Source organism: Arthrobacter sp. 05L417, from assembly GCF_056397865.1.
This window is the reverse complement of record NZ_JBFTOG010000010.1, coordinates 34,893-60,564: the sequence shown is the minus strand read 5'-3', so window position 1 is coordinate 60,564 and position 25,672 is coordinate 34,893. Positions and strand designations below refer to the sequence as shown.

General features: G+C 64.1%; 26 protein-coding genes and 1 riboswitch. Of the genes, 9 read left to right on the top strand and 17 right to left on the bottom strand.

Going from position 1 to position 25,672, the window contains the following annotated elements:
• Positions 1 to 37 precede the first annotated feature (37 nt).
• Positions 38 to 1,339 carry a glutamate--cysteine ligase 2 gene (locus tag AC1DJW_RS10300; protein WP_476901352.1) on the top strand — a complete coding sequence of 434 codons (1,302 nt, stop codon included), beginning with the start codon at positions 38 to 40 and terminating at the stop codon, positions 1,337 to 1,339.
• 12 nt (positions 1,340 to 1,351) lie between these two features.
• Here AC1DJW_RS10300 and AC1DJW_RS10295 read toward each other — a convergent pair whose 3' ends face one another.
• The 4 genes from AC1DJW_RS10295 to AC1DJW_RS10280 form a co-directional block, all read right to left on the bottom strand.
• On the bottom strand, positions 1,352 to 2,560 hold the full coding sequence (locus tag AC1DJW_RS10295) for an O-succinylhomoserine sulfhydrylase (RefSeq protein ID WP_459342025.1): 1,209 nt from the start codon (positions 2,558 to 2,560) through the stop codon (positions 1,352 to 1,354).
• Positions 2,561 to 2,971 (bottom strand): rhodanese-like domain-containing protein, encoded by a 411-nt coding sequence (locus AC1DJW_RS10290; RefSeq protein WP_284752824.1) that lies wholly within the window; start codon positions 2,969 to 2,971, stop codon positions 2,561 to 2,563.
• The gene (locus AC1DJW_RS10285; RefSeq protein WP_269995262.1) at positions 2,968 to 3,225 is read right to left on the bottom strand and encodes a DUF1737 domain-containing protein; all 258 of its coding nucleotides are present in this window, start codon (positions 3,223 to 3,225) and stop codon (positions 2,968 to 2,970) included. The genes AC1DJW_RS10290 and AC1DJW_RS10285 overlap by 4 nt, the downstream gene beginning before the upstream one ends.
• Before the next feature lie 10 nt (positions 3,226 to 3,235).
• Positions 3,236 to 3,348: riboswitch (SAM riboswitch) on the bottom strand.
• Between the two features lie 139 nt (positions 3,349 to 3,487).
• Complete coding sequence (locus tag AC1DJW_RS10280; RefSeq protein ID WP_284752825.1) at positions 3,488 to 3,847, bottom strand: hypothetical protein; 360 nt, start codon at positions 3,845 to 3,847, stop codon at positions 3,488 to 3,490.
• Positions 3,848 to 3,902: 55 nt separating this feature from the next.
• On the opposite strand from AC1DJW_RS10280, the gene AC1DJW_RS10275 reads away from it, so the two are divergent.
• Both AC1DJW_RS10275 and AC1DJW_RS10270 read left to right on the top strand, forming a co-directional pair.
• Positions 3,903 to 4,334: an Lrp/AsnC family transcriptional regulator gene (locus tag AC1DJW_RS10275; RefSeq protein WP_284752826.1), complete on the top strand. Its 432-nt coding sequence runs from the start codon at positions 3,903 to 3,905 to the stop codon at positions 4,332 to 4,334.
• 160 nt (positions 4,335 to 4,494) lie between these two features.
• Positions 4,495 to 5,526 carry an ornithine cyclodeaminase gene (locus AC1DJW_RS10270; RefSeq protein WP_476901351.1) on the top strand — a complete coding sequence of 344 codons (1,032 nt, stop codon included), beginning with the start codon at positions 4,495 to 4,497 and terminating at the stop codon, positions 5,524 to 5,526.
• 152 nt (positions 5,527 to 5,678) lie between these two features.
• On the opposite strand, the gene AC1DJW_RS10265 is transcribed toward AC1DJW_RS10270, so the two are convergent.
• The 3 genes from AC1DJW_RS10265 to AC1DJW_RS10255 are packed head-to-tail and all read right to left on the bottom strand — an operon-like array spanning position 5,679 to position 8,268.
• The gene (locus AC1DJW_RS10265) at positions 5,679 to 6,206 is read right to left on the bottom strand and encodes a cupin domain-containing protein (RefSeq protein ID WP_284752828.1); all 528 of its coding nucleotides are present in this window, start codon (positions 6,204 to 6,206) and stop codon (positions 5,679 to 5,681) included.
• Positions 6,203 to 6,553: a PAS domain-containing protein gene (locus AC1DJW_RS10260; protein WP_476901350.1), complete on the bottom strand. Its 351-nt coding sequence runs from the start codon at positions 6,551 to 6,553 to the stop codon at positions 6,203 to 6,205. The genes AC1DJW_RS10265 and AC1DJW_RS10260 overlap by 4 nt, the downstream gene beginning before the upstream one ends.
• Positions 6,554 to 6,600: 47 nt before the next feature.
• Positions 6,601 to 8,268, bottom strand: coding sequence for a GMC oxidoreductase (locus tag AC1DJW_RS10255; RefSeq protein ID WP_476901349.1), 1,668 nt, complete (start codon positions 8,266 to 8,268; stop codon positions 6,601 to 6,603).
• Positions 8,269 to 8,526: 258 nt separating this feature from the next.
• Here AC1DJW_RS10255 and AC1DJW_RS10250 point away from each other — a divergent pair, with 258 nt between their 5' ends.
• A complete protein-coding gene (locus AC1DJW_RS10250) occupies positions 8,527 to 9,084 on the top strand; it encodes a hypothetical protein (protein WP_476901348.1) in 558 nt (185 codons plus the stop codon).
• Between the two features lie 24 nt (positions 9,085 to 9,108).
• Here the strand turns inward: AC1DJW_RS10250 and AC1DJW_RS10245 are convergent, their stop codons facing one another.
• Complete coding sequence (locus tag AC1DJW_RS10245) at positions 9,109 to 9,678, bottom strand: PRC-barrel domain-containing protein (protein WP_476901347.1); 570 nt, start codon at positions 9,676 to 9,678, stop codon at positions 9,109 to 9,111.
• A gap of 112 nt (positions 9,679 to 9,790) precedes the next feature.
• Positions 9,791 to 10,987: an SLC13 family permease gene (locus AC1DJW_RS10240; RefSeq protein ID WP_476901346.1), complete on the bottom strand. Its 1,197-nt coding sequence runs from the start codon at positions 10,985 to 10,987 to the stop codon at positions 9,791 to 9,793.
• A 58-nt stretch (positions 10,988 to 11,045) separates the two neighbouring features.
• On the opposite strand from AC1DJW_RS10240, the gene AC1DJW_RS10235 reads away from it, so the two are divergent.
• A complete protein-coding gene (locus tag AC1DJW_RS10235; protein ID WP_476901345.1) occupies positions 11,046 to 11,552 on the top strand; it encodes a DinB family protein in 507 nt (168 codons plus the stop codon).
• A 14-nt stretch (positions 11,553 to 11,566) separates the two neighbouring features.
• Here the strand turns inward: AC1DJW_RS10235 and AC1DJW_RS10230 are convergent, their stop codons facing one another.
• A complete protein-coding gene (locus AC1DJW_RS10230) occupies positions 11,567 to 12,508 on the bottom strand; it encodes an aminodeoxychorismate lyase (protein ID WP_284752835.1) in 942 nt (313 codons plus the stop codon).
• A gap of 109 nt (positions 12,509 to 12,617) precedes the next feature.
• Here AC1DJW_RS10230 and cls point away from each other — a divergent pair, with 109 nt between their 5' ends.
• Entirely contained in the window at positions 12,618 to 14,090 is a 1,473-nt protein-coding gene (gene cls / locus AC1DJW_RS10225; RefSeq protein WP_476901344.1) for a cardiolipin synthase, read from the top strand.
• A gap of 3 nt (positions 14,091 to 14,093) precedes the next feature.
• On the opposite strand, the gene AC1DJW_RS10220 is transcribed toward cls, so the two are convergent.
• On the bottom strand, positions 14,094 to 14,543 hold the full coding sequence (locus AC1DJW_RS10220) for a MarR family winged helix-turn-helix transcriptional regulator (RefSeq protein ID WP_476901343.1): 450 nt from the start codon (positions 14,541 to 14,543) through the stop codon (positions 14,094 to 14,096).
• Positions 14,544 to 14,656: 113 nt separating this feature from the next.
• On the opposite strand from AC1DJW_RS10220, the gene AC1DJW_RS10215 reads away from it, so the two are divergent.
• Entirely contained in the window at positions 14,657 to 15,754 is a 1,098-nt protein-coding gene (locus tag AC1DJW_RS10215; RefSeq protein WP_476901342.1) for an FAD-dependent oxidoreductase, read from the top strand.
• Positions 15,755 to 15,775: 21 nt separating this feature from the next.
• Here AC1DJW_RS10215 and AC1DJW_RS10210 read toward each other — a convergent pair whose 3' ends face one another.
• Positions 15,776 to 16,240, bottom strand: coding sequence for a phage tail protein (locus tag AC1DJW_RS10210; protein WP_390279980.1), 465 nt, complete (start codon positions 16,238 to 16,240; stop codon positions 15,776 to 15,778).
• 136 nt (positions 16,241 to 16,376) lie between these two features.
• Between AC1DJW_RS10210 and AC1DJW_RS10205 the strand changes: the two genes are divergently transcribed.
• Complete coding sequence (locus tag AC1DJW_RS10205) at positions 16,377 to 17,957, top strand: NCS1 family nucleobase:cation symporter-1 (RefSeq protein WP_459342018.1); 1,581 nt, start codon at positions 16,377 to 16,379, stop codon at positions 17,955 to 17,957.
• Positions 17,958 to 17,960: 3 nt separating this feature from the next.
• On the opposite strand, the gene pabB is transcribed toward AC1DJW_RS10205, so the two are convergent.
• The 5 genes from pabB to uriH form a co-directional block, all read right to left on the bottom strand.
• Positions 17,961 to 20,048 (bottom strand): aminodeoxychorismate synthase component I, encoded by a 2,088-nt coding sequence (pabB, locus tag AC1DJW_RS10200; RefSeq protein WP_476901341.1) that lies wholly within the window; start codon positions 20,046 to 20,048, stop codon positions 17,961 to 17,963.
• Positions 20,045 to 20,605 (bottom strand): low molecular weight protein-tyrosine-phosphatase, encoded by a 561-nt coding sequence (locus tag AC1DJW_RS10195; RefSeq protein ID WP_476901340.1) that lies wholly within the window; start codon positions 20,603 to 20,605, stop codon positions 20,045 to 20,047. Before AC1DJW_RS10195 ends, pabB begins: the two co-directional genes overlap by 4 nt.
• 92 nt (positions 20,606 to 20,697) lie before the next feature.
• The gene (locus tag AC1DJW_RS10190) at positions 20,698 to 21,642 is read right to left on the bottom strand and encodes a ribokinase (protein ID WP_476901339.1); all 945 of its coding nucleotides are present in this window, start codon (positions 21,640 to 21,642) and stop codon (positions 20,698 to 20,700) included.
• Positions 21,639 to 23,066: a uridine transporter UriT gene (gene uriT / locus AC1DJW_RS10185; protein WP_476901338.1), complete on the bottom strand. Its 1,428-nt coding sequence runs from the start codon at positions 23,064 to 23,066 to the stop codon at positions 21,639 to 21,641. The genes AC1DJW_RS10190 and uriT overlap by 4 nt, the downstream gene beginning before the upstream one ends.
• Positions 23,067 to 24,113 carry a uridine-preferring nucleoside hydrolase UriH gene (gene uriH, locus AC1DJW_RS10180; RefSeq protein WP_476901337.1) on the bottom strand — a complete coding sequence of 349 codons (1,047 nt, stop codon included), beginning with the start codon at positions 24,111 to 24,113 and terminating at the stop codon, positions 23,067 to 23,069.
• Positions 24,114 to 24,335: 222 nt separating this feature from the next.
• Here uriH and AC1DJW_RS10175 point away from each other — a divergent pair, with 222 nt between their 5' ends.
• Entirely contained in the window at positions 24,336 to 25,313 is a 978-nt protein-coding gene (locus tag AC1DJW_RS10175) for a LacI family DNA-binding transcriptional regulator (protein ID WP_476901380.1), read from the top strand.
• Positions 25,314 to 25,672: the final 359 nt, after the last annotated feature.

The window sequence follows — 25,672 nt, the reverse complement described above, 5'->3', positions numbered from 1 at the left end:
CTGTCTCCGCAAGGCCGCCATGGCGCACAATGGATCCGTGCGCACTTTTGGTGTGGAAGAGGAATTGCTGATCGTCGATCCCGTGACCGGCGAGCCGCTCGCCCTTGCCGACGCGCTCCTCTCGGGCCCCGCCCAGGACGGCCCCGAAGGCCACGATGGCTCCGGCCACCATGACCCACCCCACGACGGCCCCGAGCTCGACGGCAACGACAGCCCCGAAATCGGGCCTGCCCTTGAGGAGATCGACGGTCCCGATACCGGCCTAAGCCACGAGCTCAAGCTTGAGCAGATCGAAACCCAGACCCGGCCATGCCGCAGCTACGCGGAGCTCTTGCACCAGATCCGCAGGGCCCGGGGCCTCGCGAGCCACGCCGCACGGCGCCACGGCGCAAGGATCGCCGCGTTGGCCACATCGCCCGTGGACGCCGCGTTGCACACCACTCCGGATCCCCGGTACGCCATCATGCTCGAACGCTTCGGCATCACCGCACACGAACAGCTCACCTGCGGATTCCACGTGCACACCTCGATCGAGTCCCCCGAGGAAGGTGTGATGGTCCTGGACCGCATCCGGGACAAGCTCGCCGTCTTCACCGCGATCAGCGCCAATTCTCCCTACTGGCGGGGGCTGGCCACGGGTTTCGAGAGCTATCGGACGCAGGCATGGAACCGCTGGCCTTCGTCGGGACCGTCGGCCATCTTCGGTTCCTTGGCTGCTTACCGGAGGGTTGTCAGGAGGCTCATCGAAACGGGAGTGTTGCTCGACGAGGGGATGGTTTACTTCGACGCCAGGCTCTCCCGGCACGTTCCCACAGTGGAGGTCCGGGTGGCCGATGTCTGCCTACGGGCCGAGGATGCGGCGCTCCTCGCAGTGCTCGTCAGGGCCTTGGTCGAGACTTCTGTCCGTGAGTACCATGCTGGAATAGAGCCGGCGGCCGTACCCACGGCGCTTTTGCGGATGGCGTCCTGGCAGGCAAGCAACTTTGGACTGCGCACCGAGCTGCTGGACTTCGGAACGTTCCGCCCGGAGCCCGCCGCGGACGTCGTCTGGTCGTTGGTGGAGTATCTGGAACCTGTGCTGGCCGAGCAGGGTGAATTCGACCTGGTCCAAACCGGAGTGGCAGCGATCCTGGGCCGTGGCAACGGCGCCATCGAACAGCGTGGTGTCGCTGAGCGCTGGAGCGAGAGCAACGGGGGCGCGCCCGACGCCGCCGGGCTGGCCGCCGTCGTCGAGCACGCTGTTCAGATCACGATGCGCTCAGAGCGGGACGAGAGCGACACCAAGCCGCAACCCGTCCTCACTTGGGTGCGCCAGGACTGGCGCGAAGCGCCGGGCTAACCCGGCGCCCGGCTAGACCTGCTTGAGGGCCCGCTCCAGGTCCCCGATGAGGTCGTCCACATCCTCCAGCCCCACCGAAAGCCGCACGACGCCGTCGCTCAGGCCAATGGCCGCGCGGCCTTCCGGACCCATGGCGCGGTGCGTGGTGGTGGCGGGGTGGGTAATAAGGGACTTCGAATCGCCCAGGTTGTTCGAGATGTCGATGACGGCGAGCCCGTCCAGCAGCGCGAAGGCGGCCTCTTTCGCCGATCGCCCGGCAGAGGGGAGCAGCTCGAAGGTGAGCACGGTTCCGCCGGCCTTCATTTGCTTCGCGGCGAGCTCGAACTGCGGGTGCGACTTCAGGAGCGGGTACTTGACCCAGCTGATGGCCGGCTGTTCCTCAAGCCATTCGGCGATCCGCAACGCAGATGCCGAGGAGTGATTGACGCGCAGCGCCATCGTCTCCAGGCCCTTGGTCAGGACCCAGGCGTTGAACGCGGAAAGCGACGGCCCGGTGTGCCGCATGAGCTGCTTGACGGGACCGTCGATGAATTCCTTGGTGCCCAGGATTGCTCCGCCAAGGACCCGGCCCTGGCCGTCGATGTGCTTGGTGCCCGAGTAGACAATCACGTCTGCGCCGAGCTCGCCGCAGCGCTGCAGCAAGGGGGTGGCGAAGACGTTGTCGACGACGACGGTAGCGCCGGCTGCGTGGGCCAGCTCGCTCACCGCGGCGATGTCCACGATTTCCTGCATGGGGTTCGACGGCGACTCGAAGAACACTGCGGTTGTCGGCTCGGACAGGGCAGCACGCCACTGGTCCAGGTCAGGCCCGTCGACGAAGACGGTCTCGACACCCCAGCGCGGCAGGATCTCGTTGAGGATGACGAAGCAGGAACCGAAGAGCGAGCGGGCGGCAACCACGCGGTCACCGGCAGCCAGCAACGCACCGAGGGCGGTGAAGACTGCGGACATGCCCGACGCCGTCGCGAAGCACGCTTCGGTGCCTTCGAGCAGGCGGAGGCGCTCCTGGAAGGTGGCAACGGAGGGGTTGCCGTAGCGGGAGTAGACGAAGCGCTCGTCCTCGCCCGTGAACGCGCGCTCTGCGGCTGCGGCGGATTCGTAGACGAAGCCGGAGTTCAGGAAGACGGCCTCGGACGTTTCCTGGAAGTTGGTGCGGTCAAGGCCGCCGCGGACTGCCTGGGTGTCAGGGCTCCAGCCGGCGGCGTCAGGATTGAAAGTCACTTAGATGTTCCCCAGGTTCGTTGGAAGTCCGCGGTTTTTCCAGCCGTTCACGGTTCGCTCGCCGTAGCGGTCCGGTTCGCCCTCAAAGCCCTCAAGGACGTTGTAGGCGGTGTAGCCGGCCTGCGTTGCGGCGATCGCAGCGGCGATGGAACGCTGGCCGGAGCGGCAGAGGAAGACCAATTCGGTGCCGTCCGCTTCGGGAGCCTGCTGCTTCAGATCGTCGATGAAGCGTGAGTTGGGGATCCCGCCGGCCAGGTTCCACTGGATGAACAAGGGATCGTTCTCGGTGGCTTTGGTGTCCGGGATCCCGATGTGTGCCCACTCGCCTTCCGTTCGGACGTCCACCAGGATGGCGCCTTGTTCCAGCTTGGCCCAGGCGTCGTGCGGGCTGAGGTCGCCTGCATAGCTCATGCGTGGCCCTCGCCGTCGAACTCTTCATCAAGCTGGTCTACTGCATTGGCAACTGCGGCATCCGCGCTCGCGATCGCCGCGGGCAGGACGACAGCCTGGGCCACGATCACGTCGGTGCCGTTGAAGGTCGCGGCCGGACTGCCGTGCAACACATATCCCTCTGCGAGGGCGGTGGAAATCCGCTCGCAGAATTCCTTGGTGTCAGGGCCCGTGACGAGACGGTAGGAGAGTTTTTCTTCGGTGGGTTCAGGCATTGGTGCTCCTCAGTCACGCTTGCAGTTCGAAAGTGTCGATACGCCGAGTAGTCACCTGAGGCACCCCGCCGGAGAGAGGGTTGCCGACCAGCAAGTCAGGGCTTCGCGCTGGTACTCATTACTCAAGAAGAAAAATAACATCCACGACGGCGCCCTGCAGCACCGGCCGTCGTCATGTTCCGTAACCGGACGGCTGTGGATGGTGGGCCCACGCTGGCGAGGGCCCCGGGCTGAGCTTGCGAAGACTGGGAGCCAGTGGGGATTAGGATTCGGTTTCATCGGGCAGCGGTTCCAGGCTCGCCTGGATCCGGGGTGGGAGGGCGTCGAGCCGTGACCCTACCCCTGTGGGGGAGTGATGAAAAGTGGAACCCTGATGCTTCCGGATTTCCAGCAACTCGTGGACGGATATCCCGGTGGCCGTGGCGAGTGCATGCAGCGAGAGGCTGTTGTGATGAGCCAAGGCAAAAACAACACCCGACAGGGCTTCGAAACCTTCTGTCTCGTAGATTTCCTTCACCAAGTTGGACATGCCATTCGCATCATCGATTGATCCCGCTGACGCACCAGTCGCCATGGCCGTCAGCGACCATGCAGCAGAGTCGGGGCTGATGTAGATGCTCATGTCGATACCCTACGGACTCAGGCCCGCTTGGGGAATGGGCGATACGTTTATCTTTATGGCAGCACTCACCGATCTTGACCGCCAGCTCCTCTCTGCCCTGAGGGAGGACGGCAGGGCGTCCGTGGCCAGCCTCGCGCGCACGTTGGGCGTCGCCAGGGCCACTGTGAATAGCCGGCTCGAGCGTCTTGTCTCCTCCGGAACCATCGTTGGTTTTACCGCGAGGGTGCGCGACGAGGTCGATCCACTTGCGATTCGGGCTATTGCGCTCATTGCAGTGGAGGGAAGGTCTGCCGACAAGGTTATTCGCCAGCTCCGGGGACTTCCCGAGATTTGGGCGCTGCACACCACGAACGGAGGATGGGACCTCGTGGCGGAGCTACGCACGGAAAGCCTCAGCGATTTTGACCAGGTGCTGGGCAGGATCCGCGGCATCGAGGGGATCGTCAATAGTGAGACGAGTCTTTTGCTCAGCTCAGTTCTGCGATAACCGCTCACGTGACGTCGGCAGGCCGCTTAAGCATTAAGCGCAATTACGTTCGTCATTTTGTACAGATTTTCAATGAAAAGTACGTAGTTTGGCAATTGTGGATGCATATCGCCGCTCCGTAGCCTCGTAGCAACAGTGCTTATGAGGGAAAGGAGCGCACATGACGCGCTTTGTCGATGTCCGCAATATGGTTCGCTGGACGGCCGGGCGGGGCCCGGAGGTCATCATCTCGGAGATGATCCAGTACTTGGAGGACGACTTCCAGCGGTGGGAATCATTTGACAAGACTCCGCGGGTGGCAAGTCACACGCCATTTGGCGTCATCGAGCTGATGCCCACCAGCGACCACGAAACATACGGCTTCAAGTATGTAAATGGACACCCTTCGAATCCCGCGCGTGGCTTCCAGACCGTGACAGCTTTCGGTGTGCTGTCCGACGTCCATAACGGCTACCCGACGTTCCTTGCGGAGATGACTGTGCTGACGGCGCTGCGGACGGCCGCCACGTCCGGGATGGTCGCGAAGAAAATCGCGCGCCCCGATGCCCGGATCATGGGGTTGATCGGCACCGGAACCCAATCGGAGTTTCAGGCGCTGGCCTTCCGGGCGGCCCTGGGTATCAACACGGTCAGGATCTGGGACACGGATCCGGCTGCGATGGAAAAGTTCGTCCGGAACATGGCTCCCCTCGGCTTCGACATCACCATCGCAGCTTCGGCGGCGCACGCAGTGGAGGGTGCCGACGTCATCACCACGTGCACGGCGGACAAGGCCAATGCCACGATCCTGACAGCAGACCAGGTTTCGCCCGGTGTTCACATCAACGCGATCGGCGGCGATTGCCCAGGGAAGACCGAACTCGACGCTGCCATCCTCCGCCTCGGCGACGTCTTTGTGGAATACGATCCCCAGACGAGGATTGAAGGCGAGATCCAGCAAATGTCCGCCGATTTTCCCGTCACCGAATTCTGGCAGGTCCTGGGCGGGCACGCGCCGGGCCGGACCTCCAAGGACCAGATCACGATATTCGATTCCGTGGGCTTCGCGATCGAGGACTTTTCCGCCTTGCGGTATCTCCGCAATGCCGTTGACGGCTCGGAATTCTTCGAAGAGATCGACCTCGTCGCCAACCCCGATGACCCCAAGGACCTCTTCGGCCTGGTGCGGGCACTGTCTCCGATCGGATCCTGAGAAGCCCAACTCACTCGCATTTGTTGTCGTTTTGGGCGCTCAGAACGACAACAACTGCGAGTCAGTTGGGGGAGAAGCCTGGTGCGCCGGCCCCAGAACCGGCGCACCAGACGTTTTATCCGGGCATTCCTCCTAGCCTCGTCGCCAACCGGCTATACCGCCGCCAGGCGCAGGATCAGCTCGGCATGCCCGGGGAACCTCAAAACGAGCGACTCGATGTCCCGAGCCGTTGGTTTCGTGGAGTCCGATCTCTCGTATCCCGGTGAGAGGCTGCAGCTGACCAAGGCGAACCCCGGTCCGGCCAACTCGGCACCGAACCAGGTGGAGTTGGGGGCAACTCCTTGCAAGGTCTCGCCTGCTTCCGGGTCCGGACCCAACAAGGCCTCGGTATACCCAAAGTCCTGATAGCCCAGCTCCCGGGAGAAGACATGCAGCCTGATTGGTGTCCCCAAATGGAAGAACCACAGTTCGTCCTGCTTGAGGGCGTGCAACTGGAGGACCTCCCCCGCCTCCAGCAGGTACCAGTTGGAGCTGTAGAGCGGATGGTCGACGCCGAAGCGCGGAGGCAGCGCCGAACCGGCGATATCCTCGTTGCTCACGAGCGCGGGCGCGAACCAGCCGCCCACGCTAGCGGGGGACATGTCCAGCTGTTTGATCCAGTCCTCGGCGAATCCACTCATGTGACCGGATCCTTCAGCGAGAAGCAGACGGTAATCCCGATGATGTCCTTGCTGCCCAGGGCACGCAGCAACCCTTTTTGGGTCACGATGTCCACATTCACCATGCCGCCCTCCTTGCTGGGGACGGCGATGGTTTCGTGAAAGTTGAGCAGCGGCTTTCCGTTCGCCATCACTTCCTTGTCGTGGGCAACGTGTTCCGCGCGCGAGTCTTGGTGCCCGATCAACTCCGACTTGCTCATGCCCACCAGGTCCGCGAAGTTCTGGTTGACCCACAGAAAGACCGAATTCGCGTCCTTCACCACCCAGTACACGCCGTCCTGCCGGTCCAGCACATCGGCGACGCTCATGGGCGGAACTGTGGGAAGGAGCGCCGGGTCCAACGCCGGGGCGACAGTCATGGCGCAACCGCCGTTCCGCCGTCGGCCTCTAGTCTTTCGGCGAGGTCTTGCGCCAAGGCCACCATTGTCATGGTGGGGTTCCAGGAACCGCCGGTGGGCCAGAGGCTTCCGCCGGTGACGAAAACGTTCCGCACACCGTTGAGGCGGTAGTCGGTCCCGACGACGGCGTCCTCCTCTTCGCCGATCGGCAGGCTTGAGCTTTCGTGGACCAAGCCCGGCACACGGCGCTCCGGGATGGCGGGACGCTCGGCACCCCAGGTTCCGGCGTCGGGATCTCCGTGCCAGTATTCGACGCGCTCCGCACCTGCGGGGGACAGGACCCGCTCCAGCATCTGGAAAGTTCCCTCGTCCATGGTGTCCCATGTGTCGTCGTCGGTGGCGTTGGCCAACACCTGCAAGGTGACGTTGCAGGTGGGGTCCGTGCCGCCGGAGAGCCGCAAATGGTTCTCCGGGTTGCTTTCGTCCAGTTCGCCGAGGACGGCACAGACGAACACCAAGTAGTCCTCCGAGGACCGCAGCTGGGCGAGCGAAGCCGTGGCGACGACGTCGGGAGCGTAGCGTTCGGACTTCTGGGCGTTCTTGTCCGGGCAACGGTCGGAGAGGACCGAAAGCTGCACGTGGTACTGCATTCCGGCCCGACTCTTGCCCGCCAAATAGATGGCCGCCAGTTCCAACTCGCCGAGTTGTTCGCTGAAATCAAAATCCTCGCGGGGAACCCGGGCCACCAGCGAGGTGATGAAGTGGGCGCTGAAGTGCCCACCGGCGCCCTGGACCTGCGGGAAGGAATTCAGGACCAGGGTTGCCGGCGGAAGAGTGCCCATGGCCAAGACCAGATTGGCGTTGCCGACGTTCACCACGCCGCGGTTGGTGTTCAACGCCGTGGCCCGTCCGTCCTGCTGGAGCACGCTCAACACGGTGCAGTCCGTGACCATGCGAAGAGCGGCGCCCTTGCCTTGGGCCTCAAGTGCCGCTTGCTTGTCCGTCAGTTCAAGGAGGACTGCCGGCGTCGAGAACTTCGCGAAGTCCACGCCCGACGTCGCGCCGGTCGCCGCAGCGAGCGGGGCCGGCATGCTGCGGGTGGTGGCATCGATCTTGTGAAGGCCCGCCTCAAGCCTTTCCTGGAGGGCTTTCTGCATGATTCCGTAGACGGGCCGGGTGTCGTTGATCAGATCGACGACGGCGGCCGACCGACCGGCGTCGATTTGGTCCGCCGAAACCACGTTGAGCAGGTCTTCCGCGGACGTGAAGTGCGACTTGGCGGCGTCCATCACTGCCCGCGGCCAGCCCCGCATTTCATCTTCCTCGGGGCGGGGGCACCATGCGCTCCACATGATGCTGCGTCCGCCGTAGAAAGGGACCATGCCGTGTTGCCAGGAAATCTTGCCTGGCGGCTGGGTGGCCGTGGCGGCCGCCAAGGTCCACGGGAAGGTCTCCGAGAGGCCCCCCAGGGTCTCCTTGTAGGGCAGCGGAAGGTTCTGGAAGTGCTGCGGCAAGAAAAACGGACCCCGTTCAATGATCAGGATCCGTGCGTGCGGGTTGACTGTTAGTGTCCGCTCAGCAAAGGCGTAGGCGCAGAACCCGCTGCCGATGACGATGTGGTCGAATTGCTCTTCTTCGCGGACTTTTTTCCATTCCCCTTCGGAGAGGAAGAAAACATGATCCATGACCTTCTGGGGCGAGGGATCCTGGGGTCCTGGCGTGGGAAAACCGTGATTGAAATTCTGGGACGAAGAAACTGCACTCACAATGATGCCCTCCATCAACTTTGCTGATTCCACGGCACCGTGAAACCAGGTGCCCGCTGGGCCGAGAGGCAGATCACCCTTCCCCAGCAGAGTTCACGGGACTAGTTAACTACTGCCGCCATGGCGGCACAATAGAGTTCGGCAAGCTAAATTGCCTGGCCCGCTACACTCGGATCCATGGTGGGGCATGGGGGAACCAAAACCGTAGGGGTATTACTGGCAGGGCTGCTGCTTGCGGCCGGTTTGTCCGGCTGCGAATATACCGACGCCGGCGATCCGCAGCCGGCTGCCGGGCCGACGCGGAGTTCCCCGCCACGGGTCCAGTTGCCCACTAAGGATCAGGCAACCGTTGCGCTCGAAGCCAGCAACCTCGTTGCCGCCAAGCAACTTCTCGGGGCTGCTTGCGGAGCGGTGATCCTGGAGGATTCAGGCACGGTGGGTGGCCCCGTCAGCGGGATTAGAAAGACTGCGAGGGTGGAGGACGCAGGCCCGTATACCGTGACCGCAGCCTGTGTTGGCGCCTCGGACGTCCAGTTGGTCATCGCCCAGGATCCACGGACCGGCCTGGCCCCGCAGGACCAGACGTTCGATTGCTCTGTTCCCTATGCTCGCGTTGTTCAGCTGCAGCCAGGGCCGGTCACTGTCCAGGTCATGGTGATGCGGGCATATGCAGGCGCTTCCGCCGCGTCTACCGGCGGCGGAGTGACCGCGGTAAGGATCACGGCCGGCGGCTGAAATCCTCCGGCAAGCAGGCCGCGGCTATTGAAGGTGTCCCGGTTCCGGCGCGGTCCCAGGTGGCCGATGCGGCGGGGGTGGGCCGGGATGCGGGGGCCCGGGTACATGTTTGTGCAGGTGCGGCGGATGCGGGGGTGGCGGGCCACCGCGCAGGTGCGGCGGCTGCGGGATCTGCGGAGACCCCTCCGGTGCGTTCTCCCCGGGCGCGGTGTCCACCGTCTTGAGCCCGGCATCCTCGCGACCGGTTCCCATGGCGGCATCGTTGGATTCCTCGGTCACGAGCCCGTAATAGCTGTAGAGTTCCTGTTCCTGCGTCTCCGTGATCACGCCGCGGTCGCTCTCGATGCGCGGACCGTTCTTCACTTTGTCCTTGGCGAAGGCCACCCTGATCACCGAATTCTCCAGGCTGGCCCCGGAAAGCGGGGCGAAAGACTCTGACATGCCGAACAAGCCGGTCCGCACAGTGACAAAGACAGGATCCCCGGAATCACCACTGGTGAAGATTTGTTCCACTGAGCCGATTTTTTCCCCGTCGGCGTCCACCACAATCCCTCCGTTGAGGACGATGTTATCGATGTCCTGCAGACTGAGCATGAGGTAGATCCTTCTCGTACGGGCCCGGTGCTACCGCCCGAGCTGTTCTATATTCTGTCCCGATTCTTCGCACCCGGCGATAGGCTCCGTTTCCGGCACGCGCCGAACGCGCTCACTGTCCGGTGGCTGCCAGCACCGCCACCGCCGCGAACACCGTCAGAGGCGCAACGATCAGTCCGAAGATCGCATATCCCTTCCACGTAATCAGCACGTTCATGCGCATTAGCCGGTCGTGCCACAACAGGGTGGCCAGCGACGCCCAGGGGGTGATGATCGGGCCCGCATTGACTCCGATCAGCAACGCCGCCATCCGCGCGGGTGTCCCGGCGAGCGGTTCTGCCAGCAGGTAGGCAGGCAAATTGTTGAGGACATTGGAACCGGCGGCGCCCGTCGCGGCAAGCCGAATCAAATCCATGAAGCCCTGGCCTTGTCCGGCCAGTTGACTCAGCAACACGGGGGCCCCCAGGTGCCTGGCTGCTTCCATCACCAGAAAGAGGCCGGAAGCGAACAGCAACAAGGACCAAGGAATCAGCGACACCTTGAGAACACGCCGGCGCCGCAACGCGAACACCACGCCCAGCACAACGGCCCCGGCCAGGGCCGGGATCCATACCGGGATCCCGGACACCAAGGCAGGCAGCAGCAACACCAGCACCACAGCGCTGCACCCGAGCAGAATCCGGTCCGCCGCAGGCCTGGATTCGGCGCCGGCTGGCTGATCCGGCCTGATCCGCCCGAGCGGGATCCGTGAATAGCGGTTGCGCAGATCCCGCCGGAAGACGATCCCGATGAACAGCAGCGGTACGAGAACGGCCGCAAGGGAGGGGGCCCACATCAGGCCGGCAAACCCGCCCGGAGTAATACCGCCAAGGCTGTGCTGGGCCAGAAGGTTGGTCAGGTTGGAAATGGGCAGCAGCAGGCTTGCCGTGTTGGCCAGCCACACCGTGGTCAGTGCGAAGGGCAGCGCCGGCAGCCCGGCTTGCCGCGTCACACTGACCACCACCGGGGTCAGCAATACCGCCGTCGTATCCAAAGACAGGAAGACGGTACTGAGCGTCGCGAAGACCGCCAGGAACAGCCACAAAAGAATGCTGTATCCGCGGCCCCAATAACGGAGCCGGCGGGCAGTCCAAAGGAAGACTCCGGCCTCACTGCACAGCTCAGTCACAACGGTCATCGCGACGACGAACAGCAGAATCGGAGCCACCCGATCCACGAGTGCCGCGAGATCGGCGAAAGGCAGGGCGCCCGTGGCGATCGCCACGGCACCGGCCGCAAGCAGAACCGCTCCAATGATCGCCAGGCGCATGAACGGAGTCTATTCCCCGGCTAAGCTCGGATCACGTCGATCCTGACTGAATCCCTGCTTGACGGAAAACATAGGTGCAACAGTGACGCTTGCCGAGGACATCTTCAACCAGCCAATCCGGATCCAATTCGAGGCATTCATCGACGAGCACCGGCGCGCGCTCAATGACTCCTTGAACGGGTTGACGGAGGAACAGGCCCGGCGGTCATTGGTGCCGTCCCGGACCACCTTGCTCGGCCTCGTGAAACACGCGACCTTCGTCGAGAAGGTCTGGTTCGACGAAGCCATCACATGCCGTTCCCGTGCCGAGATCGGCATCCCTTCGACGCCGGACGAGTCGTTTATCCTCGATGACGGCGACACCGTCGCTTCAATCCAGCAGGCACACCGCGAGGCATGCGAAGCATCGCGCCAGGCGACATCGTCCTTGGGGCTCGACGACATGCTCAACGGCAACCGACGTGGCCCGCTTCCGCTGCGCTGGGTGTACCTCCACATGCTCCGCGAGCTCGCGCAACACTGCGGACACGCAGACATCCTGCGGGAGCAGATCCTGAGCCAGTAGCAGTCGCGAAAACCCTACTCGATCCCCGCGAACAGCTCGTTGAGCTCGGCCGTCAGCTGTTTGCGCATTGCCGGGGTGCCGATCTCCCTGCCATCCACATGGTTGACGGGCGCGATGAGCCGGATGCTCGAGATCAGCCACACCGCGTCGGCGTCGAACAGGTCTTGCGGAACCAGCGGGCCGTAGCCGAGCTCCCAGCCCGCTGCCTTTGCCTTGGTGAAAAGCGCGTCCTGGGACGTGCCCGGCAGGATTCCGCTGTCCAGTTGCGGAGTGATGAGGCGCTTGACGGTGCGTACCGAGCCGGCGCCGTCGTCGACCGTTTCAACGTGAGCCAGCAACACCGTGGAGGTCGGGCCCTCCAGGACACGCCCGTCCGTTGAGGTGAAGATCGCGTCGTCCGCACCTTGCTTGTGCGCGTAGCGCAGCGCGGCCATATTCACGGCATAGGACAGAGTCTTGGCGCCGAGCAGCAGCCAAGGGGCGCGGTCGCCCGCTTCCGTGTCGAAGCCACGGTCAAGAAGTACGACGTCGATGCCCGTCTCGCGCTGCCGGCGACTGCCCGCGGGGGACGGCGAAGCCTGGATCCAGCACGTAGGAGTCGAAGCGCCCTCAACGCCGCGCGTCACCAGAAGCTTGACGACAACCTCGTCCTCGGCCGGGCTTGGCGCGGGGAAGGCGTCGCGGAATTCGGTGATCGCGGTGTCAATCGCACGGCGCCAGACGTTCGGCTCAGGAATGTTGAGGTCGAGTGCGCGGGCTGAACTCTCAAGCCTGTTCAGGTGCGCTTGCACCTTCCGCGCACGGCCCTCGACGGCGAGCAGCGACTCGAAGACGCCGTCGCCTCGGGTGGCGCCCAGGTCGGTTGCCATGAGCTGCGGCTGGCTGGAATCGGCGATGCGGCCGTTTTCGAACGCTGGATCCAGGAAAACGAGGACCGTCGAGGCAGGTAAAGTCATGCTTCCAGCTTAGTGCTGGCCCGCAGGACAAACAGTTGGGAAGGGTGCGCCAGATAGGCTGGGCTGACTGCTAGTTCTTTGATTGGTTGTTTGACCGTGGGGGTGCGGGGTGCTGTTTCCTTTTCAGTTCGGGATCGAGTGGACCTGGCTCCTCAGCGCGTGGGCCATCGTTGAGATCATCTTGAGGGTCGTGCTGCTCGGCGTTATACCTGGAAACCGCCGTCCCACCACGGCCATGGCCTGGCTCCTGGCCGTCTTCCTCGTTCCGTCAGTCGGTTTCGTCCTGTTCCTGTTGTTCGGCAATTTCCGCTTGTCCCGCCGTCGTCGTGAACAGCAGGAGGAAGTCAACGAACGGGTGCGCGCCGGCACGTCGGCGCTCGCCGACGTCGTCAGCAAATACTCGGGACCGGAATGGGTGACCTCGGCTGGTGAACTGAACCAGCGCCTCGGCTCGCTGCCGATGGTGGACGGCAACTCCGTGGAGCTGATCCCCGGCTACGAGGAATCCATCAAGGCCATGGCGGAAGCGGTCCGGGGGGCCAAGAAGTTCGTCAACGCGGAGTTCTACATCATGAGCAGCGACTCGGTAACGGACGAACTCCTCACTGAGTTGGAAAATGCAGCCGCGCGCGGCGTCAATGTCCGCCTTCTGTTCGACCACATCGGCACGCTGCGGATCCCGGGCTACCGAAAGCTGGTCCGCAGGCTCAAGCGCGGCCAGATCCAGTGGCGCCGGATGTTGCCGTTGTTGCCCATCCACGGCCAGTGGCGCCGTCCGGATTTGCGGAACCACCGGAAAATCCTGGTGATCGACGGCGAAATTGCCTTCACCGGCTCCCAGAACCTGATCGAGCCTTCCTACAACAACCCCAAGCACCGACGCGCCGGGCGTAAGTGGGTGGAGCTCATGGCGCGGATGGAGGGGCCGATCGTTGCGACCCTCAACGTTGTCTTCGCTACTGACTGGCTCAGCGAAACCGATGAATCCCTCGAACATCAACTGCAGGTCGCGGTCCAGGCAACACCCGGCCGGATGACAGCCCAGGTGGTTCCCAGCGGCCCGGGGTTTGTCACGGAAAACAACCTGCGCCTGTTCAACACGCTGATCTACTCGGCCCAGCACCGAATCTCGATTTGCAGTCCGTACTTCGTGCCCGACGATTCGCTGCTGTATGCCATCACGACGGCGGCCCAGCGAGGCGTCGACGTGGAGCTTTTCGTCTCTGAGAAAGGCGACCAGTTCCTTGTCCACCATGCGCAGCGCTCCTACTACGAGGCGCTCCTCGAAGCCGGGGTACGGATCTACCTCTACCGCGCGCCATACGTGCTGCACGCCAAGCACTTCACCATCGACGAAGAAGTGGCAGTTCTCGGCTCCAGCAATATGGACATGCGCTCCTTCTCGCTCAACATGGAGGTGTCCGTGATGCTACTGGGCGCCGAAGCCGTGGACAGCATGCGCTCCGTGGAGTCGAGCTACCGGGAAATGTGCCGGGAGTTGACCCTGCAGGACTGGTTGCACCGGCCGATGCTTGCCAAATACGTGGACAACGTTGCGCGGTTGACCGCCACGCTGCAGTAGGGCTCAGTCCTCGGCGCAGGCCTCATCCGCGGGTTCGGCGTGGATCCTCGACAACAGCCCATGGAGTTGCTGGAGCTCATCGGCGGAGAATCCGGCAAAGGCCTCCTGCTCGACGTCGGCCACCGCAACTTCAATCGACGCCACCGCGCGCTTGCCTTCCGCAGTGATTTCAACGATATGGCGACGGCGGTCCGCGGGATCGCGGCGGCGCTCCGCCAGCCCTTCGCGCTCAAGGTCGTTCAGGACCGCCACCAGTCCGCTTGCGTCGATGGAGAGGATATCGATGAGGCCCTGCTGACTGAGCGGCCCGGACTCGTCAAGCCGGCACAGCAGCACGGCATGCCTTGGACTGAACCCGGAGGAGTCCAGCGCCTGGCGGAGGCGCGTATTCATGATGCGCCCGTGGCGCGCCAAGAGGAACCCCAGTTGCTTTCCCGCTGCCGAAGAACTCATCAGGAAAATCTTATCACTGAGGAAATTATTGACTATTCGAAATCGTTGTGACTCATAAACGATCTGAGCGGCACAAGCCGAGCAGCGTGAGCTTCTTACATAAGGGAGTTGCCATGAATGACCAGGCTCAGCACCCCACTGTGGTGGTTATCGGCGGAGGCTACGGCGGGATCTCCGTAGCCAAGGCGCTGGACGAACATGCGACCGTTACGTTGGTGGAGCCCAAGGACGCTTTCGTGCACAACATTGCGGCCCTCCGATCTGTGGTCCAAACCGATTTCCTGCCGCGGATGTTCCTTCCCTATGACCGCCTGCTGGCGCACGGTGAGGTACTCCGGGACCGCGCTGTCCGGGTGGACGGGCACACCGTCGAGTTGGCTTCGGGTGCCAGCTTGGCGCCGGACTACATCGTCCTCGCGAGCGGTTCCAGCTATCCCTTCCCGGCCAAGAGTGATCGACTGGTCACCACCGACGCCATCGCCCGCTACCAAGCCGCACATGATGACCTCAAACGCGCGGACAGGGTGATGCTGCTGGGCGCCGGGGCGGTAGGCCTTGAATTTGCCGGCGAGATCGCCTCCGCGTGGCCGGACAAAGACATTGTGCTGGTGGATCTGGCGCCGGACATCCTTCCCGGACCGTACGATCCGCGGCTGCGGACCGAGGTCAACCGGCAGCTGGATGAGATAGGCGTGCGGCGAATCATGGGCAGCGCGTTGGTGCAGTTGCCTCCGGTTCCTGCGGGTGAATTCGCCACGTTCACGGTCAATACCACGGACGGCACTGCAATTGAGGCGGACATCTGGTTCCGCTGCTACGGAATAGCTCCGCAGACGGACTATGCGGCCGGAGACCTGCTTGCCGCGCGGACTGCCGAGGGCTACCTGGACGTCACCTCCGAACTCCGCGTCGTGGGCTTCGAGAACGTGTACGCCTTGGGCGACATTTCGGCGATTGACGTGAACAAAGCCGGCGTCGCTGGGCGCGAGGCCGCCGTGGTTGCCAAGAACATCCAAGCCCAGATTGAGGGCTCCGCGGAACTGGCCGCTTACACGCCGTCGAAGCCCGTCATCATCCTTCCGCTGGGACCGTCCGGCGGCTCGGGACAACTGCCCGACGGCGAGATCGCCAGCCCGGAGCTGATCTCCCAGATCAAGGGCCAACACATGATGATCGACCGCTACGTCGAAATGTTGAACCTCGGGGCATGAGCTGGCTGCCTCCGCCGACTGCTAGTACTCGCCCTTGATCACGAAAAACGAGCCGCGGATAACGCCTGCCAACTTTGACTTCTGGCGAGCGAACTTGAAGCGTGACGCGAGTTCTTCCGGAATCTCCATGCCTTCGGCGAGTTTGAATCCGACCGCCCGCTTTCCGCCGGCATCGATGCTGTACATGACGTTGATCGACAGCCCCGACTCGTAGAAAACGTAGGCCATCCGCAAACCGTCGACTTCGAAGGCTGTCGCTTCCAGCGGGCGGGAGCTGATGACGATGTCACGCTCGTCCTTCAGGATACGGCTCACCCGCTCGACCACCTCCGGAACCTCGCCCGCAGGGCTCACTGTGAAGGCATGGTCGTACTTGTTCCGGTAGTAGCGGCCCTCGTTGGCACGCAACCCGGCAAGCGCCTCGGCAACGGGAGACGATTCCAGACCGACAGTAGAAACATTCTCGAAGTCAACGATGTACGGCATGCACCCTCCTAGTAAGACGTAGTGGGACCAATGCTAATGCTTGGGGTGCGGGCACTCCCAAGAGGGCTTTCCTTCCGGCCGCAATGGGGCGATTCTGTAATTCCAAGCATGTTTGGAAGCGTTCTTCGGAGGCGTCATGGCGCGGAAAAACGAGTCCCCGGCTGTGCAGGCACTGCCTGAGCCGGGAGACGAATACCCTGAGAAAGTCCGGATCCTCGCCGAAGGCCGATTGGTCAGCGACAGGCTATGGAACGCGGACCTCGCACCGGCGCGGCAACGCAATTGGAGGGTTCGCAGCCTCTTCGCCCTGTGGATGTGCGACGTCCACAGCATCGCCGGTTACACTTTCGCGGCAGGCCTCTTCATCACCGGACTGGTGGGCTGGCAGGTCTTCCTGGCCCTGGTCCTCGGCATCACCCTGGTCTACTTCCTCATGAACTTTGCCGGGACGGCCGGGCAGAAAACGGGCGTTCCGTATCCGGTCCTCGCGCGGATGTCGTTCGGCCTCTTCGGAGCGAACCTGGCTGCCCTGATCCGGGCACTTATCGCGATCGCCTGGTACGGCATCCAGACCTGGCTCGCCTCGGAAGCCGTGCTGGTGCTGCTGTTTTCCGTGTGGCCCGAGTTGACCTCGCTCGACGGTCCCGACGTGCCGCGCATCCTTGGCCTGACGCCGCTCGGCTGGGCGGCTTTCCTGGTCCTCTGGGCGGTCCAGCTGCTCGTCATCAGGCGCGGCATGGAGACGGTCCGGAAGTTCCAGGACTGGGCCGGTCCCGCCATTTGGGTGGCCATGTTCGCGCTCGCGATCTACATCCTGACGCAAGCGGGCAACAAGTTCAGCCTCTCGATCCCCGGCGTCGCGCCCTTGGACGGCCCGGCAGCCCTGACCCAGTTCTTCTCTGCCATCGCCCTCACAGTCACGTACTTTGCTGCGCTTCTCCTGAACTTTTGCGATTTCTCCCGGTTCTCGCCGGACCGGAAGACCATCCTGCGCGGCAACTTCTGGGGCCTGCCCGTGAACTTCATCGCGTTCGCCCTTGTCACGGTGGTGGTCACGGCCGGCGCGGCGTCCTACTTCACCGCAGACCAGTACCGCGGGCAGGACATGTTCAAGGTCATCACCGATCCTGTGGCGATCGTCCAGGCGATCAAGAATCCGTGGATCACCATCATCGCCGCCGTGACCTTCGTCGTGGCCACGATCGGCATCAATGTGGTGGCCAACTTCGTCTCAGCCTCCTACGACCTCGCCAACGTGGCCCCGCACCGGATCGACTTCCGCCGTGGCGGCCTCATCAGCGCGGTGCTCGCAATTGTGATCCTGCCTTGGAACCTCTTCAGCAGCCCCGTGGTGATCGTGTATTTCCTGGGCGGCCTCGGCGCGTTGCTCGGTCCACTGTTCGGGGTCATCTTCACGGACTTCTTCCGCATCCGGCACCAGCGGTGCAAGGTCTCGGACCTGTATCACGAGGACGAGAACGGCCTCTACTTCTACACCAAAGGCTGGAACCTCAAGGCCATTGCCGCGCTGGTTCCGGCCGCCGTCGTCGCGGGTGTCTTGGCGCTGGTCCCGGCACTGCAGACCTTCCTCCCGGGAGGCTCGGGCCTGGGCCCGTATTCATGGTTCGTGGGGGCCATCCTCGCCAGCCTGATCTACTACACGATCACCCGCAACGATCCCCGGACGGTCCGCGCCAGGACGGAAGAACACGACTGATTCTCAGGTAGTGGGAAACTCCGCGCCCAGGGCGGAGAGCACGCCGAACGCCTTGGTCCGGATTTCCTCGTATTCGTCCTGGGGCGTCGAGTCCGCCGTAATGGCGCCGCCGACGCCGAGACTGAGCGTGCGTCCGCCGTCGCCGTCGGGACCCATCACCAAGGTCCGGATCACGACGGCGAGATCCGTCGCCGCGTTGAGGGAGAAGTACCCGATCGCGCCGGAATAGACGCCGCGCGGTCCGGACTCCAAGCCGTCAAGGATGTCCATGGTGCTGATCTTCGGGGCGCCCGTCATGGACCCGGCAGGGAACGCGGCCGCCACTGCCTCGGCCCGCGGTGCTCCGGGTCGCAGCCGGGCGTCGATGGTGCTCACCATCTGGTGCACCGTGGCGTAGCTTTCCACCGCGCACAACCGGCTGACGGTCACCGATCCGGGCACGGCGAAATGGCTGAGGTCGTTGCGGAGCAAATCCACAATCATGATGTTCTCGGCACGGTCCTTGAGCGAGGATTCAAGGCCACGGCGCAGCGCCTCGTCGATGACCGGATCGTTGGCCCGCGCCCTGGTGCCCTTGATCGGCTCGGCCCGCATGCCGCCGTCGGAAGTTATCCGCAGGAAGCGCTCCGGCGAGGTACTCGCGACCGTCAGATCGCCGAACCGCAAGTAGCTCGCGAACGGCGCCGGGTTGCGCTTGCGCAGCGCGAGGTAGCTCTCCCACGGGTCCAGCCCGGGATCCGAGGCGGTCACGGTGGTGGTCAAGCAGACCTCGTACGTGTTGCCCTCGGCGATCTGGTTCTGGGCTTCGGTGATTTTGCTTTTGTATTCGTCCTCGGTGTCGCGGCTGGAGAACTCAAGTGCCACTGCGGAACTCCCGACGGCGGGATCCCCGGCCGGGTGCCTCGGCGCGGTGGCCGATTGGGGTGCCGACGCCGCAGACAGCACGGCCCCGCGCGCAAGCCCAAGCCAATCGCCGGCGTCTGGGGCATCGATGGCGAGCAGCCACACTGTTTCGTCACGGTGGTCGATCACCACCGCCCGGCCGGCGAAGAGCAACGCCGCATCCGGAGTGCCGGCTTTGACATCGCTGCCACCGGTCTCCCGCTTCAGTTCATAGCCGAGGTACCCCAGCCAACCGAGCGTGAATTCGCAGTCATAGCCTTCCGGTGCCCTCAAGGCCTTGCGGCCCCACACGGTGTCCAGCCAGCGGAAGAAGGGACCGGTGGTCTCCACGGTGGCGCATCCGGCACTCAGCCGGGTGGATCCGGAACTGTGCGTTACAGCCTGACCGAATGAACCGCCGTCGTCCGCGAGGATGCTGAAGCGGCTCCGCTCGGCCGCGGCGTTGGGGGATCCGGCGTCGCTGACTGTGTCCCTGTTGGAGGACGTGTTGGAGGAATCGAGCCAGACGGCATTGGCGGACTTGGCGTACAGCGCTTGGAACAGGTCAGCGGCGTCCGGCGTGGCGTCGATCCGTTCGGCCTTGAGCTGCAATCCGCGGCGCGCCGAGAGCTCGGGAGCCAGCACGGGGGAGAGCGAAGAGAGGTAGCTCAGCGCCTGCAGGGCGTCGTCCGGGGCGTTTCCGTCCGCGCGGTTCAGCACCCTGACATCCGTGTGGTCGAGGACGTCGTCGGTCTCCAGCCACTCGTCCTCCTGCGCCGCCCAGCTGTCCCAGAACGGTTCGTAGCTGCTGCCGTCCCGGGCCATCGCACGATGCCGGCGGTCGTCGTCGGGAGCGTCCACCCAGACCACGGCGTCCAGCATGGGCCGGGCGGCACTCGCGGCTGCCCCGACGCCCTCGACAATGACGATTTCGGCAGGCAAGGTCACGTGGCTGCGGCCATCGTAGTGTTTCTCCCAGTCCCAACTGACCCACTCGGCGGCGTCGCCGCGCCGCAGCGGTTCCAGGACCGTGGTCACGTACCGTTCGATTCCCGCGGCGAGGCCGTTCCAGCCCGGATAGATGTCCTCGAGATGGAACAGCGACACCTTGTGATGCATGCGGAGGCGGGCGGCTAGTTCGACGGCGAGAGTGGTCTTTCCCGCGCCGGACCGGCCATCGATGGCGATGATCACGGGTGCTGGGGTCATGAAATAGAGCGTACCTGCTGTGGGTCGTGGTGCTGTGCGAGCTGCCTGGCGGCAAGGACGTCCCGGGTGTGGGCGACGATCCCAGGAACGGCCGCGCGGATGAGGTCCCAGGTGACGTCGAAATCGTGGTGGCCCCCGTACCAGGGGTCCTCGATGCCCAGGTCCAGGGTGCTCCGGCCTGCTACGGACGGGTCGAAACTGCGCAGCATCCGGATCTTGGCGAGTGTTTCCGAATCCGGGGCGGCCTCGTGCAACCACCCATAGTGATCCACGTCGAGGGCCAAAATCAGGTCCCGCTCCCGGAACCACTCCTGGCGCCAGCTCCTGGCAACGTGTCCTTCCGAGCGGATGCGGTGTGCCGAAAGGACCCGGGCTGCACGTGGATCGATGGGGTGCCCTGCCTCGTAGGAGGTAGTTCCCGCGGAGTCCACAACAACCGCTCCACCGAGCCCTCCGGCGTCGAACGCTTCGGTCAACATCAGTTCCGCCATGGGTGAGCGGCAGATGTTTCCCGTGCAGACGGTGATGATGCGGTATGGGCTCGACGCTGAGTACATGGAGCAAGCATGGAGGATCCCACCCCGTCTTGGCTAGTCAGAATCATAGAATTTGTAAAGTCGCTGGTGGAGGCGTAGAAGGACAGGCTGAGTCAGGAAATCCGCAAGTGCTCCAGGACTTCCTCGGCACCGGGGTACGCGGCTTGGGTGCCCTTCTTGGTAGTGGCGAGCGCTGCGGCAACCGAAGCGAACGCTGCGGCTTCGGCCAAGGTTTCGCCCGCGGCGAGGCGGGCAGCCACGGCGCCCGTGAAGGCGTCCCCTGCGCCGGTCGTATCCACCGCATTGACCTTGGTGGGTGCGATCCGGGAGATCTGTTCCCCGGACGCGGCGACGGAATCCAGCACCACTGAGCCATGGGAGCCTAGGGTAACGAGGACCCGCTCCAGCCCCCGCTCGGCGAACTGGCTTCGAACCGGTTCCCAGGCGCTTGCGTGGGCGCCCGGGTGGGGCATCTCGGCGTCGCCCAGGAACATCGAGGCTTCGTGGGCGTTCACGAGCAGGACATCGCTCAACGCGGCCAGGCTTTGCGGGATCTCGGCGTACGGCGAGAGGTTCAACAGAACTGTTGCGCCGGCGTCGTGCGCTGTTTTGGCGGCAGCCTCCACGGTCTCAAGGCTGACCTCCAGGCAGAGGCAGAGCACCGCGGCGTCGCCGAAAGCGTCCGCCGGGACGTCCGCCGGAGCGAGCGTTCCGTTGGCCCCGGCCGAAATGATGATGTTGTTCTCACCGTTCGCGTCCACCGCGATAACCGCGACGCCGGTGGCCACATCCGCGGAACGGCGGACGCGCGAAACGTCCACGCCGGCCCCTTCCGCGGAGGCGAGGAGCATGGCGCCGTTGGAGTCGTTTCCGACCGCGCCGATCAGGCTCACCGTGCCGCCCAACTTGCTCGCCGCGACGGCCTGGTTGGCGCTTTTGCCGCCGGGATTGACCGCGAAACCGTTACCGTGGACGGTTTCGCCCGGGAGCGGGAGCCGCTCGCAATAGATGGTCAGGTCCGCGTTCAAGGACCCGACGACCACGATCCTGCGGTTCACTTTTCAACCTCGGCTTCGAGGGGCTTGGGGATGAGCAGCGACGCCGCGAAGGCGGCAACCGTGATGGCCAGGCCGACGACGACGACTGTCAAGTACGAGGCCTTGGCGTCGCCGAGCGCCGAGGTGGCCACAAGGACGGCCGGCAACACGAGGAAGCTCAGGCCGGCGCCGAGGTTGAAGGCTCCGGCGTTCATGCCGGGCAGGAAGCCGGGGTTGCCGGCGGGGGAGAGGACAACTCCGAGTCCGTTGAGCATGATGTTGACCGTACCGGCGTACATGATGCCGAGCAAGGCCGTTCCCACGATCATGAGGGGAAGGCTGCTGAGTCCGAGGAACGCGATGATCGCCAGGGCCGCGATGCTGCCCAGCATGCCGATGCGCAGGACTTTGGTGTAGCCGAGCACGGGGGCGAGCCGGCCGCTGATGGGTCCGAATACCCAGCCGAGGAGGGCGTACGGCGTGAGGATCATGAGCGACATCTCGGTGGGGCCGACCCCGAATCCCGGTGCCGCGGCCTGGACGTAGGCCGGGACGATGCCGTTGATGACTGCGAAGATGCCGGTCATGGCGAGGGTGGTGGTCAGCAGTGGCGCCCAGGTGGAACGCTGGCGAAGGTGGATCGTTTCCACCATCGGCTGCTGGGAGCGCCTCTCCACTGTCCAGAAGGCGGCGAACGCAGCGGCGGCGACCACAATCAGTCCGATGGCCAGCATCAGCGTTCCGGAAGAGAAGGCGCCGACCAGCTTGGATCCTTCATTGAGGGCTGTCAGGAGTGCGCCCACCGCGATGACAATGAAGAACACGCCCAGCCAGTCCATGCCGGTCCCGGCGGCAGGCTTGCTCTCGCCGGCAAGGATGGCGATCAAGGCTGTTGCCACGATTGCGAGGCCAACCATGAGCCAGAAGATGCTGCGGAATCCGAAGTGCTCGGCGAAGTAACCGCCCACGAAGGAGTCGACACCGGCTACGCCGCCATTGACTGCCGTGATGAGGCCCATCAGGGCTCCGTACTTGCGCGGGTTGTTGACGGCGGAGCGCAGCATGATGAGGCACAGCGGCACGGTGGGGCCGCTGACGCCCTGGATGATGCGGCCCACGAAGAGCCAGGTGACGTCCGGTGCCATGGCCGCGATGACCGAGCCGACGGCCATCAGCAGCATCATGCCGAGGAGGATCTTCTTGCGTCCGACGATGTCGCTCAGGCGCGGCAGGAAGAGCGAGAACAGGGCTGCCGCCGTGAAGAACCAGGTCTGGGAGAGGCCGATGACCGCCTGGTCCGTGTGAAGCTCGTTGCCCATGGTCACCAGCGCCGGGCTGAGCATTGAAGCGTTGAGCTGGAAGGCCACGCAGGCGGCCAGCAGGGCGACCATGAGGGCCGCGACATTGCCGCGGTTGGTCTTGGTTTCGTTGATGAGGGTGGTCATTTACTTGGCCTCTCCTGCGATGCTGGCGGCGGGTTGGCTTGCGACGGCGGCGGGAGCGCCGCCGTCGGGCTCGCCGGGCTCGCCGGGCTCGCCGATGCGGATGATCGCGTCGGTGACGAGGTTCCAGAATTTCTCGTGATCGAGGTCGACGGCGACGGAGGTGTTGCAGTCGGCCGGTGCGGGGGCGCGGAAATCGGCCACGGTCATGCCAAGCGTGAGCTTGCCCTGCAGTTCGATGTCGACGGGGACCTTGCGGGTAGTCATCACGGTGGGGTCGATGACGTAGGCCACGGCGCAGGGATCGTGCACCGGAGGATAGTCAAAGCCCTGGGCGTCCTTGTAGGTCTTGGTGAAGAACTCCATCAGTTCCATGACGAACTTGGCAGGCTTGGTGCCAACGGCAGCGATCTTCTCGACGACCTCGGGAGTGGCCAGGGCCTGGTGCGTGAGGTCCAAACCAACCATCACAACGGGCCACTTTTCGTTGAAGACGATGTGTGCGGCCTCGGGGTCAATGATGATGTTGAATTCCGCCACGGCGCTCCAGTTGCCTACGTGGTAGCCGCCGCCCATGAGGACGACTTCCTTGACACGTTCAACGATGCGTGGTTCCTTGCGGGCTGCCATGGCGATGTTGGTGAGTCCCGCAGTGGGGACGAGGGTGACGGTGCCCGGCTCGTGCGCCATGATCGTTTCGATGATGAGGTCGACGGCGTGGCGCGGGTCCAGCTCGATGGTGGACCCGGGCTGTTCGGGGCCGTCCATGCCGGTTTCGCCATGGATGTCCGGTGCGGTTTCGATGGAGCGGACCAGCGGACGGTCGCAGCCGGCGGCAAAGGGGACACCCGTGATGCCAGCAATGGTGCCCACCGAGAGGGCGTTGCGGGTGACCTTTTCGAGGGTCTGGTTGCCGACCACCGTGGTGACGGCGAGCAGTTCGATGTCCGGGTTGCCGTGGGCCAGCAGTAGGGCCACGGCGTCGTCATGCCCGGGATCGCAATCCAGGATGATCTTCTTGCGTTCACGGGTCATGGTGTTGGGGTCCATGTTCATCTCCACGTCATTGGGGCCTGCCGAGGCAGGGCGCTAAAGCATTCAGGGGAATTCTGGCACTGGCTTGCGTGCTACGTCAAGCGCTTAACGCAAAGTGCGTCAAGCGCTTGATGCCTTGCGGCACGGCAGGAGGCGGATTCCGACTACGATCGTTGTATGGAATCCGCGGAACCAGTGCATCGGGCCCCAAGCCGTACGCAGCGCGTCACTGCGTCGATGGTGGCCTCCCTGGCAGGGGTCTCCACTGCGACGGTGTCCCTGGTTGCCAACGGGAAAACCCAGGGCAGGGTGTCCGAAGACAACATTTCGCGCGTCCGCCAGGCCATCGCCGAACTCGGCTACGTAGTGGATGGGATCGGAAGTTCTTTGGCCAAGGGCGTGAGCTCGATTGTGATCCTTGTGGCGCCGGACATTTCCAACCCCTTTTTCGCCAAGGTCATCGCCGGAGTCCGGGAATCGCTCGGCTCCGAGTACCAACTACTGCTCTCCGTGACTGACGCCGGTGAGTTCCCCCGAGCGGAGGACGTCCGAAAGCTCCTGGCCCTTCGCCCTGCCGGGCTGCTGGTGGATGCGCCCAACGCGGCCTTCCTGGAGGACCTGTCCGTCGCCGGGCCCTTGGTCCTTCTCGATGCCCCCGGGCTTGAAGCCTACGCTCCTTCCGTGAATCTCGACGTTGCCCATGGCGCCCGTGAATTGGCCGCGCATCTTGCGGCCTCCGGGCACAAGCGAGTCGCCTATGTGGACAGCGTGACGGGCACGGCCACGTTCGAAGTGCGCCGGGCGGCGTTCTTGGATGAGGCAAATTCTTGCGGTATTTCCGTTGCGGACGCCCACATCATCAGTACCACCATCGACGTCGGCGCTGCAGCGGCTGCCTTCGCTGCCGCCTGGCCGGACTGGCAGCGCGCCGGCGTAACCGCCGTCGTCTGCGGAACGGACACCCACGCTTACGGTGTGCTGCAGGAAGCCCGCGTGGCCGGTGTCCGGATTCCGGCGGAACTCGCGGTTGCCGGCTTCGATGACCTGCCGTATTCAGCCACGAGCAACCCGAGCCTGACCAGTGTGCATCTGCCGGCCACTCCGCTGGGACTCAAGGCCGGCGAGCAGCTCCGGGGGTTGATGGAAGGCCGTGAGCTGGAACAGCCGCAGCTGACACTCGAGAGCTCGTTGGTGGTGCGCGGCTCCACGGGGTAGGTTTCCCCGTCGATTGCTGAGTAATTGTCGTTTTGAGGCTCCAAAACGACAATTCTGGAGCAATCGATGGAGGGTGTGGATAACTTCAGCGAGGGTGGGTTGTTTTCTGTTCTGATGGGTCCATGAAAACGGCACGCCGGCTTCCGGCGAATCTCGCGAGTCGGCCCTTCACGGTCGTAGAAGCGGTACGAGAAGGTGTTAGCGCAAGGCGTTTGCGGCATAGCTCTTTGACGGGGCTCGGAAAGGGAATCCGTTCCGAGAGCCCGACGGCGGAGCTCCCATTGTGCGTCCGCGTGCGCCCGTTCGTCGAGGTCAATGAGCGATGCGCCGCATCCCACCTCACAGCGGCAGAACTTCTT

Bases quoted from the DNA above. Each gene is read 5' to 3' on its own strand.
- uriT (WP_476901338.1), bottom strand. From the start codon at position 23,066: ATGACCACCCTCATCAACGAAACCAAGACCAACCGCGGCAATGTCGCG.
- AC1DJW_RS10210 (WP_390279980.1), bottom strand. From the start codon at position 16,240: ATGCCGTACATCGTTGACTTCGAGAATGTTTCTACTGTCGGTCTGGAA.
- AC1DJW_RS10230 (WP_284752835.1), bottom strand. From the start codon at position 12,508: ATGACTTTACCTGCCTCGACGGTCCTCGTTTTCCTGGATCCAGCGTTC.
- AC1DJW_RS10270 (WP_476901351.1), top strand. From the start codon at position 4,495: ATGACGCGCTTTGTCGATGTCCGCAATATGGTTCGCTGGACGGCCGGG.
- AC1DJW_RS10250 (WP_476901348.1), top strand. From the start codon at position 8,527: ATGGTGGGGCATGGGGGAACCAAAACCGTAGGGGTATTACTGGCAGGG.
- AC1DJW_RS10275 (WP_284752826.1), top strand. From the start codon at position 3,903: ATGGCAGCACTCACCGATCTTGACCGCCAGCTCCTCTCTGCCCTGAGG.
- pabB (WP_476901341.1), bottom strand. From the start codon at position 20,048: ATGACCCCAGCACCCGTGATCATCGCCATCGATGGCCGGTCCGGCGCG.
- AC1DJW_RS10215 (WP_476901342.1), top strand. From the start codon at position 14,657: ATGAATGACCAGGCTCAGCACCCCACTGTGGTGGTTATCGGCGGAGGC.
- uriH (WP_476901337.1), bottom strand. From the start codon at position 24,113: ATGGACCCCAACACCATGACCCGTGAACGCAAGAAGATCATCCTGGAT.
- AC1DJW_RS10205 (WP_459342018.1), top strand. From the start codon at position 16,377: ATGGCGCGGAAAAACGAGTCCCCGGCTGTGCAGGCACTGCCTGAGCCG.
- AC1DJW_RS10260 (WP_476901350.1), bottom strand. From the start codon at position 6,553: ATGAGCGTCGCCGATGTGCTGGACCGGCAGGACGGCGTGTACTGGGTG.
- AC1DJW_RS10245 (WP_476901347.1), bottom strand. From the start codon at position 9,678: ATGCTCAGTCTGCAGGACATCGATAACATCGTCCTCAACGGAGGGATT.
- AC1DJW_RS10255 (WP_476901349.1), bottom strand. From the start codon at position 8,268: ATGGATCATGTTTTCTTCCTCTCCGAAGGGGAATGGAAAAAAGTCCGC.
- AC1DJW_RS10240 (WP_476901346.1), bottom strand. From the start codon at position 10,987: ATGCGCCTGGCGATCATTGGAGCGGTTCTGCTTGCGGCCGGTGCCGTG.
- AC1DJW_RS10265 (WP_284752828.1), bottom strand. From the start codon at position 6,206: ATGAGTGGATTCGCCGAGGACTGGATCAAACAGCTGGACATGTCCCCC.
- AC1DJW_RS10285 (WP_269995262.1), bottom strand. From the start codon at position 3,225: ATGCCTGAACCCACCGAAGAAAAACTCTCCTACCGTCTCGTCACGGGC.
- AC1DJW_RS10220 (WP_476901343.1), bottom strand. From the start codon at position 14,543: ATGAGTTCTTCGGCAGCGGGAAAGCAACTGGGGTTCCTCTTGGCGCGC.
- AC1DJW_RS10280 (WP_284752825.1), bottom strand. From the start codon at position 3,847: ATGAGCATCTACATCAGCCCCGACTCTGCTGCATGGTCGCTGACGGCC.
- AC1DJW_RS10175 (WP_476901380.1), top strand. From the start codon at position 24,336: ATGGTGGCCTCCCTGGCAGGGGTCTCCACTGCGACGGTGTCCCTGGTT.
- AC1DJW_RS10290 (WP_284752824.1), bottom strand. From the start codon at position 2,971: ATGAGCTATGCAGGCGACCTCAGCCCGCACGACGCCTGGGCCAAGCTG.
- AC1DJW_RS10195 (WP_476901340.1), bottom strand. From the start codon at position 20,605: ATGTACTCAGCGTCGAGCCCATACCGCATCATCACCGTCTGCACGGGA.